Origin of the sequence: Streptomyces sp. NPDC032161 (assembly GCF_040636995.1) — a bacterium.
GTDB lineage: Bacteria > Actinomycetota > Actinomycetes > Streptomycetales > Streptomycetaceae > Streptomyces.
Map to the genome: position 1 here is coordinate 191,049 of NZ_JBEZVN010000009.1, position 9,356 is coordinate 200,404.

General features: G+C 71.2%; 9 protein-coding genes. 1 reads left to right on the forward strand and 8 read right to left on the reverse strand.

Annotated elements, in window-relative coordinates; all coding sequences use genetic code 11:
* Positions 1-6: 6 nt before the first annotated feature.
* From AB0E67_RS20005 to AB0E67_RS20030, 6 genes are all read right to left on the reverse strand, one after another.
* A complete protein-coding gene (locus tag AB0E67_RS20005) occupies positions 7-963 on the reverse strand; it encodes a WYL domain-containing protein (protein ID WP_362028343.1) in 957 nt (318 codons plus the stop codon).
* 13 nt (positions 964-976) lie between these two features.
* Positions 977-1,933 (reverse strand): WYL domain-containing protein, encoded by a 957-nt coding sequence (locus AB0E67_RS20010; RefSeq protein ID WP_073787839.1) that lies wholly within the window; start codon positions 1,931-1,933, stop codon positions 977-979.
* Between the two features lie 113 nt (positions 1,934-2,046).
* Complete coding sequence (locus AB0E67_RS20015; protein ID WP_351525162.1) at positions 2,047-2,421, reverse strand: FKBP-type peptidyl-prolyl cis-trans isomerase; 375 nt, start codon at positions 2,419-2,421, stop codon at positions 2,047-2,049.
* Positions 2,422-2,464: 43 nt separating this feature from the next.
* Positions 2,465-3,382 (reverse strand): FKBP-type peptidyl-prolyl cis-trans isomerase, encoded by a 918-nt coding sequence (locus tag AB0E67_RS20020; RefSeq protein ID WP_362028347.1) that lies wholly within the window; start codon positions 3,380-3,382, stop codon positions 2,465-2,467.
* Positions 3,383-3,508: 126 nt separating this feature from the next.
* The gene (pafA, locus tag AB0E67_RS20025; RefSeq protein ID WP_351525160.1) at positions 3,509-4,870 is read right to left on the reverse strand and encodes a Pup--protein ligase; all 1,362 of its coding nucleotides are present in this window, start codon (positions 4,868-4,870) and stop codon (positions 3,509-3,511) included.
* Between the two features lie 9 nt (positions 4,871-4,879).
* Complete coding sequence (locus AB0E67_RS20030) at positions 4,880-6,139, reverse strand: MFS transporter (protein WP_362028350.1); 1,260 nt, start codon at positions 6,137-6,139, stop codon at positions 4,880-4,882.
* 131 nt (positions 6,140-6,270) lie between these two features.
* Here AB0E67_RS20030 and AB0E67_RS20035 point away from each other — a divergent pair, with 131 nt between their 5' ends.
* Positions 6,271-7,311 carry a LacI family DNA-binding transcriptional regulator gene (locus tag AB0E67_RS20035; protein ID WP_362028353.1) on the forward strand — a complete coding sequence of 347 codons (1,041 nt, stop codon included), beginning with the start codon at positions 6,271-6,273 and terminating at the stop codon, positions 7,309-7,311.
* 48 nt (positions 7,312-7,359) lie between these two features.
* Here the strand turns inward: AB0E67_RS20035 and prcA are convergent, their stop codons facing one another.
* Together prcA and prcB are read right to left on the reverse strand one after the other, a co-directional pair.
* Positions 7,360-8,175 (reverse strand): proteasome subunit alpha, encoded by an 816-nt coding sequence (gene prcA, locus AB0E67_RS20040; protein WP_362028355.1) that lies wholly within the window; start codon positions 8,173-8,175, stop codon positions 7,360-7,362.
* A 59-nt stretch (positions 8,176-8,234) separates the two neighbouring features.
* A complete protein-coding gene (prcB, locus tag AB0E67_RS20045; RefSeq protein WP_362028357.1) occupies positions 8,235-9,080 on the reverse strand; it encodes a proteasome subunit beta in 846 nt (281 codons plus the stop codon).
* Between the last annotated feature and the right edge of the window lie 276 nt (positions 9,081-9,356).

Here is a 9,356-nt window from a genome sequence, read left to right on the forward strand (position 1 = left end):
GTCCGCTCAGACCGGGTCGTCATAGGCGGCGAGTGCGGCACGGGCCGCCTCCTGGGCACTCCGCGCCAGCTCCGGCGGGGAGACGATGCGCCCCTCCCCGCCGAGCCGCAGCGCGAGCCTGCGCAGCGAGGCCGGGTCGGGGGTGCGCAGGGCGATCCGCAGCCCGCCGTCCGGGAGTTCCCGGGCGGTGTCGTGCGGGTAGTACTCAGCGACCCACCGCCCGCCGGGACCGACCTCGACCACGACCTCCGGGTCCTCGGCCGCGGGCTGGACCAGTCCCTCGGACAGGTCGCGCAGTTCGAGCTCCGGCGGTGCGGCCGGTTCGTCCAGCAGCCGGATCGCGGCGACCCGGTCGAGGCGGAAGGTGCGCCGGTCCTCGGACGACCTGCACCACGCCTCCATGTACGTGTGGCCCACGGCGAACAGCCGGATCGGGTCCACCTCGCGCTCGGTGAGCTCGTCGCGCGCGGGCGAGTAGTAGCGCAGCCACAGCCTGCGCCGCTCCGAGATCGCCCGGTCGACCTCGGCGAAGACACCGCCCTCGGACTCGAAGGTGACCGAGAGCCTCGAACTGGCCGCCCCCACCTCACCGGCCGCGGTCTCCAGCTTCGCGGTGGCCCGCAGCAGCGCCTGCCGGTCGCTCTCGCGCAGGCCCGGCAGCGTGGCCACGGCGCGGGCGGCGACCAGGAGCGCCGTCGCCTCGTCGGCCGCGAGCCGCAGCGGCTCGGCGACGTCGTCGGGGTTGTGCCACCAGATCCGCTCGCCGTCGGTGTCGATGTCCAGCAGGTCGCCGCCGCGGAAGCTCGTCCCGCACATGGGCAGCACGTCGAGGTCCGAGATCAGCTCGTCCTCGGTGATGCCGAAGGCGCGGGCGACGTCCTGGACGTGGGCGCCGGGACGCTCGCGCAGATAGGTGACCAGGGAGAGCATCCGCCGGGTCTGGTCGATCGCGTTCGTGGCCATGAACGGGCCCCCTTCAGTCCTTGGCCACGGCGCGCAGCCGTTCCACCACGTCGGCCCGCAGGTCCGCGGGTTCCTCCACGACGACGTCCGGGCCGAACTCGACGAGCCAGGCGTCCAGTCCGTGCCCGTACGGAATCTCCAACTCGTCCCACCCGTTCCCGAGTTCCCGGACCGAAACGGCGCGCGAGCGCAGCGGGTATCCGGCGCCGGTGCGCAGCCTGATCAGCGCGGTCCGGGTGGCAGTCTCCCCCGCCCAGCTCTCCACGGTCTCACGGACGGTTACGACGTCGGGCACCTCGGCGGTGAACGTGCCGGCCGCCCGCGAGCGCACCTTGCCGGTGATCCGGGAGAGGCGGAAGACCCGCTCGGCGCGGCGGTCCCGGTCCCAGCCGGCCAGGTACCAGTGGCCGCGCCAGCACTCCAGGGTCCACGGCTCGACGTGGCGCGTCTCGGGCCGGGCGGCGTTGGCCTTGCGGTAGTCGAAGGTCACCGGGCGGCGGTCCCGGCAGGCCAGCATCAGCGGCTCGAACGCGGCCTCGTGCACGGGGATGCGGGGTTCGAGGGCGCTGTGCACCTCGTACGTGTCCTCGGTCTCCGGCATCCCGGCCGCCCGGAGCTTCTGCAGCGCGCCGCTGGCTGCACCGGCCAGCCGCGCCTGCTGCCAGACCTTCGCGGCCAGCCCGAGCGCGGCGGCCTCCTCGGCGTCCAGCGTGATCGGGGGGAGGCGGTTGCTGTCGCGGCGGGCGAGGTACCCGGTGTCGCCGTCCAGGTTCTCCACGGTCTCGATGACCAGACCGAGTTCGCGCAGGTCGTCCTTGTCGCGCTCGAACATCCGGTTGAAGGCATCGTCGGAGCCCGCTTCCAAGTACGCCTCGATGGACCCCCGGAGCTCACGCTTGCTCAGCGGGCGCCTCGTTCCCAGCAGGCACAGGGCCAGGTTCATCAGCCGCTCGGCCTTGGCGATCGCCATCGACGCCCTTTCTTCTCCGCTCTACGATCGTCGACCGTACCGCTCCCCGCTTCCGGGACAAAAGCGAGGGCCCGCACCTTGCGGCACGGGCCCTCGTCGCGTAGAGGCGCGGATCAGACGGCGACCAGGTCGCAGACGAAGATCAGCGTCTCGCCGGGGGCGATGCGGCCGCCACCGGCGCCGCGGTCGCCGTACGCGAGGTGCGCGGGGATCGTCAGCTGGCGGCGCCCGCCGACCTTCATGCCCTGCACGCCCCGGTCCCAGCCGGAGATGACCTGCCCGGCACCGAGCTGGAACCGCAGCGGGGTGCCGCGGTTCCAGGAGGCGTCGAACTCCTCACCTGTGGAGAAGGCCACGCCCACGTAGTGGACCGAGACGTTGTCGCCCGCCTTGGCCACCGCGCCGTCGCCCTCCCAGATGTCCTTGATCTCCAGGTCGGCCGGCGGCTCGCCACCCGGGAAGTCGATCTCGGGCTTCTCGATGCTCACTGAGTTGCTCCTCTTGATGATGAACTGCGCAACCGGGACAGTCTTACATCTTCGCCAGCAGGTCCACGGCGAAGACCAGCGTGGACTTCGCCGGAATGGTCTGCTGCGCCTGGTCGCCGAATCCCTGGTCCGGCGGGACGACGAGGAGCACGCGGCTGCCGATCTTCTTGCCGACCAGCCCGTTCTTGAGGCCCTTCAGGGTGACCTGGGCGAGCGGGAAGGTCTGCGTACGGCCCGTGGTGTACGTGCTGTCGAACGTCTTGCCGTCCTTCCACACCAGGCCCACGTAGTGCACGATGACGCTGTCGGTGTCCTTCACGACCTCGCCCTTGGACTCCAGGACGTAGTTGGAGACCAGCTTCGACGGCGGGGTGCTCTTGGACGGGATGGTGACCTTCGGGGCCTTGCCGTCGGTGTTGGTGCCGACCTTGGGCAGGTCGGCGTCTTCCTGGGCGACCTCGGTGCCCTTGGCGGAGACCGGGATCTGTGTCGCCTTCAGGATGTCGACGACGAAGACGAGGGTGGAGTTGGGCTTGATGTCGCCCTGGCCCTGTGCGCCGTAACCGAGGTCCGGCGGGATGACCAGCTGGACCCGGCTGCCGACCTTCTTGCCGACCAGGCCCTTGTCCCAGCCCTGGATGACCATCCCGGCGCCGAGCGTCAGATCGAACGGCTTGCGGTCGAAGCTGTTGTCGAAGGGCTTGTCGGAGTCCCAGGACTGGCCGAGGTAGTTGACCTGGACCGCCTCGCCGTTCTTGACCTCGGGACCGTCGCCCTGGCTGAGGACCTTCGTCTTCAGCTCCTTGGGCGGGTTACCGGAGCCCTTGGACAGGGTGGGTTTCTCCCCGAACTTCGCCCCCGCGGTGATCGCGGGGAACTCGGAAGCGGAGCCATTGTCGTTGCCACAGGCCCCTGTCAGCAGCAGCAGGGGGACGACGAGAAGGCCGGCAAGTCGGCGCACGTGTTCCTCAGATCTCAGACGGCACGGTCGGTTGGGTCCCCGCCACTCTAGGACGTGCGCGGGGCCCCGTACGAGAAACGTACGGGGCCCGCGTCGTGTCACCGTCCGGGGAGGTGCCGTGCCGGATCACATCCCCGCGATCAGCTTCTCCACCCGGTCGTCCACCGAGCGGAACGGGTCCTTGCACAACACGGTGCGCTGCGCCTGGTCGTTGAGCTTGAGGTGGACCCAGTCGACGGTGAAGTCCCGCCGCTGCTCCTGGGCCCTGCGGATGAAGTCGCCGCGCAGCCGCGCCCTGGTCGTCTGCGGGGGCACGGACTTGCCCTCGAAGATCTTCAGGTCGTTGCAGACCCGGTCGGCCTGCCCCTTGCGCTCCAGCAGGTAGTACAGACCACGACGGCGGTGGATGTCGTGGTAAGCGAGGTCTATCTGGGCGACCCGCGGGTGCGACATCGTCATGTTGTGCTTGGCCCGGTACCGGTCGATGAGCTTGTACTTCATCACCCAGTCGATCTCGGTGTCGATCCGGTCCAGGTCCTGGGTCTCGATCGCGTCGAGCGCACGCCCCCACAGGTCCAGGACCCGGGCGACCGTCCCGGTGCGGATGCCGCGGCGGTCGACGAAGTCGACGGCCTTCTCGTAGTACTCGCGCTGCACCTCGATGGCGGACGCCTCACGCCCGCTGGCCAGCCGCACCTTGCGCTGCCCGGTGGTGTCGTGGCTGACCTCGCGGATGGCCCGGATCGGGTTCTCCAGCGTCAGGTCCCGCATCACCGTGCCCGCCTCGATCATGCGGAGCACCAGGTCGGTCGCGCCGACCTTGAGCAGCATCGTCGTCTCGGACATGTTGGAGTCGCCGACGATGACGTGGAGACGGCGGTACCGCTCCGCGTCCGCGTGCGGTTCGTCCCGCGTGTTGATGATCGGGCGGGACCGGGTCGTGGCGGAACTGACGCCCTCCCAGATGTGCTCGGCACGCTGGCTGACGCAGTAGACCGCGCCGCGCGGCGTCTGGAGCACCTTGCCCGCGCCGCAGATCAGTTGCCTCGTGACGAGGAAGGGAATCAGGATGTCCGCGAGCCGGGAGAATTCTCCGTGCCGGGCCACGAGATAGTTCTCGTGACATCCGTAGGAGTTTCCCGCCGAGTCGGTGTTGTTCTTGAAGAGGTAGACGTCGCCCGCGATTCCCTCCTCGTGCAGGCGGCGTTCGGCATCGACGAGCAGACCTTCGAGAATACGCTCACCGGCCTTGTCGTGGGTGACCAGTTCGGTCAGGTTGTCGCATTCGGGGGTTGCATATTCCGGATGCGATCCCACGTCGAGGTAGAGGCGGGCGCCGTTCCGCAGGAAGACATTGCTGCTGCGGCCCCATGACACGACACGGCGGAAGAGGTAGCGCGCCACTTCGTCAGGGGACAGTCGGCGCTGTCCCCTGAACGTGCACGTGACGCCGTACTCGTTCTCCAGCCCGAAAATGCGGCGGTCCATGACTGAACATTACGCCTTATGGCCTGAGCTGAAACCGGGTTCGACAGCACCGTTTCGATCATTTTCCGATCTGCGCACCGCGACACCCGTGCTCGCGGGAACTGCGAGGACCTTTTTCGTGGCCAGGAGAACGAGCAGCGCCGCCACCCCACTGGCCCCGGTCACGACGAAGCCCCATGTCGTCCCGCCCCCCTCGACGGCCGGGCCCGCCACGGCCGTGCCCACCGCCGCGCCCACCCCGAAGGTCGTCACCAGCCAGGAGAACGCCTCGGTCACCGTGCCGCGCGGCGCGTGCCGGTCGACGACGATGAACGAGCAGGCGATCGAGGGCGCGAGGAAGACGCCCGCGAGGGCCGCCAGGACGGTCATGGCGACCACCCCCGGGGTCAGCATCAGCGGCAGGTAGCCCAGCGCCAGCAGCGCCACGAGGTACCGCAGCCGGCGCTCCGGGGTCCCGGCCCACTGCCGCGCCCCGTACACCGCGCCGCCGGTCAGCGCGCCCAGGCCGAGCGCGGCCATCAGCCAGCCGTACACCGACTCCCGGCCGTGGTCGTCGGCGTACGCCACCGCGGCGACGGTGATCGACCCCAGGGCGAGTCCGACGAAGAAGAACGCGCCGAGCAGCGCCAGCAGCCCCGGTGAGCGCAGCGCGCCCAGCCAGTGCGCCTCGCGGGGCGCGGAGCGCCAGGCCCGGGAGGGTTCGCAGAGCACGACGGAGAGCGCCCCCAGGACCCCCAGGCCGTTGATGACGAGCAGGGCCGCGGCGGGCGACCAGAGGGACACCAGGAGCGTCACCAGCAGCGGCCCCAGGGTGAACATGACCTCCTGGGCGACGGCGTCCATGGCGTACGCCCGGTGCACCCGCTCCTCGCCGCCCAGCACCGACGGCCACAACGCCCGCAGACCGCCCTCCAGCGGCGGGGTGAACACCCCCGCCACGATCACGGCCGCGAAGGCCGGCGCCAGCGACCCGGTGCCCGTCAGCGCCAGCATCACCATGCCGAGCGCCGACACCACGGCGGCGGGCAGCTGGACGCGCGGCTGGCCGTACAGGTCCACGGCCCGGCCCAGCAGCGGCTGACCGACCGCGGTGGACAGCCCGTACACGGCCGCGAGCGCCCCGGCGAGGGTGTAGCTCCCGCCCTCGGCCCGGGTGAACAGCACGATCGCGATGTGGGCGGTGCCGCTGGGCAACCGGCCCACCAGGGTTCCCGCCAGCAGCCTGGCGGCATGCCGCGCCCGGAGGACGTCCAGATATCCGGCGGCCATGTCCCGTCCCTCTCCTCGCGCGCCTTCCGGCACCATGGGGTTTTACGTATAACGACGAGGGTCATACGTACCATGTGACCAGTCCGCAGGTCCACCGCACGGCGCCTGCCCCGACCGGCCCGGAGGCCCGAGTGACCAGCGCACGGACGCCCGCATCCGCCCGGCCCACCAGCCGGGACGTCGCACGGGCCGCGGGCGTCTCGCAGGCCACCGTCTCCCTGGTGCTCGGGGACAAGTGGCGCGGCCGGGTCTCCGAGGCGACCGCCGCCCGGGTGCGGCACGCCGCCGACGGCCTCGGCTACCAGCCCAACCTGGCCGCCCGCCAGCTGCGCCTCGGCCGCACCAGGACGGCGCTGCTGGTCGTGCCGGCGCTCACCAACGAGTTCTTCGCCCGCGTCCACGCCGGCGCCGCCGCCGTCGCCGCGGAACACGGCTTCGGGGTCGTCCTCTACCCGTCCCCCGAGGGCGTCGGGCCGGCCAGGGACCCCTTCGCCTCGGCACGTGCCTCCCTGGACGGGGTGATCGCCTCGTCGATGGCCGCGGGCGCGCTCGACGCGCTGCGCGGCGCGGACCTGCCGCTGGTCATGCTCGACAGCGACCCGGCGGACACCGGTGTCGCGGCCCGGGTCAATCTGGACATCGCCGACGGCATGCGGCAGGTCGCGGAGCATCTGCTCGCGCTCGGTCACCGCCGCTTCGTCCATCTGGCGGCGGCGGTCGACTCCTGGACGTTCGCCGTCCGCGCCCGGGCGCTGCACGACACCGTGGGGGCGGTGCCCGGCACCTGCGTACGGACCGTCGAGGCGGCGCTCGACGTCCATGCCGGGCGCGAGGCCGCGCAGCGGGCGCTGGCGGCCCCGGGGCCGCGTCCCACGGCAATCGTGTGCGACGACGACGTCCTCGCCGCAGGCGCCTGCAAGACCGCCCGCAGGCTCGGTCTCCGCGTCCCCGACGACCTGTCGGTCACCGGCTTCAGCGGTCTGGCCCTCTCCGTGGCCGTCGAGCCGGAGCTCACCACCGTGCGGCTGCCCGCGGAGCGGGTGGGCGAGCGCGGCATGGCCGCCCTGCTCGCGGTCCTGGACGGCCGCCCCGCCGAGCCGGGGAGCCTGCCCGTGCGCCTGGTGGCACGGGGCTCGTCGTCGGCGGCACCGCAGGACGCCGGGCACGCGTGACGGTGCCCCGGCCCGCCGGAAGGGCGGACCGGGGCACCGGAGGGTCGCTTACTCCACGTCCCCGCCGGAGTCGGCGGGCCTGGCGGTGTCCGTCGTGCTCGCGGGCGGTTCGGCCGCCTCACCGGACTCGTCGTCGGAGGGGGCGTCGGTCGGCGCGGCTCCGCCGTCCGCCTCCAGCAGGCGGGCCAGTTGCCGGCCCACGATCCGCTTGAACTTCCGCTGCTGCGGCCGCGTACGGTCCAGGACCGCGACCTCCAGCCGCTCGGCGGGGATCTCCCGCTCGCTGCCGTTGGGGTCCCGGGACAACGCCTGCACGGCCAGCTTGAGCGCCTCGGCGAGCGTCATGCCGTCGCGGTGGCGCTGGTCGAGGAAACCGCTGATCTGCTCCGCGTTGCCGCCGACCGCGACCGAGCCGTGCTCGTCGACGATCGAGCCGTCGTGCGGCAGCCGGTAGATCTGGTCGCCCTCGGGCTCGGTGCCGACCTCGGCGACCACCAGCTCCACCTCGTACGGCTTCTCGGCCGCGCTGGAGAAGATGGTGCCCAGCGTCTGGGCGTAGACGTTGGCCAGACCGCGGGCGGTCACGTCGTCGCGGTCGTAGGTGTATCCGCGCAGGTCGGCGTAGCGGACCCCGCCGATGCGGAGATTCTCGTACTCGTTGTACTTGCCGGCGGCGGCGAAACCGATCCGGTCGTAGATCTCGCTGAACTTGTGCAGCGCGCGGGACGGGTTCTCGCCGACGAAAACAATGCCGTCGGCATACTGCAGCACTACGAGGCTGCGTCCACGGGCGATGCCCTTGCGGGCGTACTCCGCCCGGTCGGCCATGGCCTGCTGGGGTGAGACATAGAACGGCGTCGACACCGGTTGTCCGTCCCTTTCTGTCAGTGACGAGAGTGTCGGGGAAGCATCGGGACCGGCGGTCAGAGCAGCGCGGCGCGCGGGCCGTCGGGCTGTTCCATCCGGTGCTCGACGATCGAGCGGGCGATATCGGAGGATTCCGCGTCGGACAGCTTCCGGAAGCCCTCGTCGGTGATGACGGTGGCGATCGGGTAGATCCGCCGGGCCATGTCGGGGCCGCCGGTCGCCGAGTCGTCGTCCGCGGCGTCGTACAGCGCCTGGACGACCAGGGTGAGGGCCTGCTGCTCCGTCAGGTCGTCGCGGTAGAGCTTCTTCATCGAGCCGCGGGCGAAGATGGATCCGGAGCCGGTGGCCGCGTACCCGATCTCCTCGGACCGGCCGCCGGTCACGTCGTACGAGAAGATCCGTCCCTTGTCGCGGTCGACGTCGTAGCCGGCGAAGAGCGGCACGACGGCCAGGCCCTGCATGGCCATCGCCAGGTTGCCACGGATCATCGTGGAGAGCCGGTTGGCCTTGCCCTCCAGGGACAGCTGGGCGCCCTCGACCTTCTCGAAGTGCTCCAGCTCCAGCTGGAAGAGCTTGACCATCTCGACGGCCAGACCGGCCGTGCCGGCGATGCCCACCGCCGAGTACTCGTCGGCCGGGAAGACCTTCTCGATGTCGCGCTGCGCGATCATGTTGCCCATGGTCGCCCGCCGGTCACCGGCCAGGACCACGCCTCCGGGGAAGGTCGCCGCGACGATGGTCGTGCCGTGCGGCGCCTCGACGGCCCCCTGCACGGGCGGCAGGCTCCGGTTGCCCGGGAGCATCCCGGGCGCGTGGGCGGACAGGAACTCCATGAACGAAGAGGATCCCGGCGTCAGGAAGGCAGCCGGTAGCCGCCCGGTGCTACGAGTGTTGGCTTCCACGCGTTTCCCTCCAGGTGTGCGACGGCCCGCGCAGGGCGTCAGGAGTCCCTCCCGACGTGACGGTGGCCGAATTGCAGTCGATGCGGTGTGTGCCACGGACCCTACCCGGCCCGCGGCGCTGATCCACAAGAAGCGGGAGGGGCGGCCCGCACGACTCACGACGCCGTTTGCGACCGCGGGGGGGGGGGCGGGTCGGGCCCGACCCCCGCGGGGCGGGCGCCACACCCCCCCCGTAAAGGGCGGGGAAAAAAGAAACCCCGGATTAAAGGAAGAGCG

Coding starts and splice junctions, on each gene's coding strand:
- AB0E67_RS20005 (WP_362028343.1), bottom strand. CDS start 963: ATGGCCACGAACGCGATCGACCAGACCCGGCGGATGCTCTCCCTGGTC.
- AB0E67_RS20010 (WP_073787839.1), bottom strand. CDS start 1,933: ATGGCGATCGCCAAGGCCGAGCGGCTGATGAACCTGGCCCTGTGCCTG.
- pafA (WP_351525160.1), bottom strand. CDS start 4,870: ATGGACCGCCGCATTTTCGGGCTGGAGAACGAGTACGGCGTCACGTGC.
- AB0E67_RS20030 (WP_362028350.1), bottom strand. CDS start 6,139: ATGGCCGCCGGATATCTGGACGTCCTCCGGGCGCGGCATGCCGCCAGG.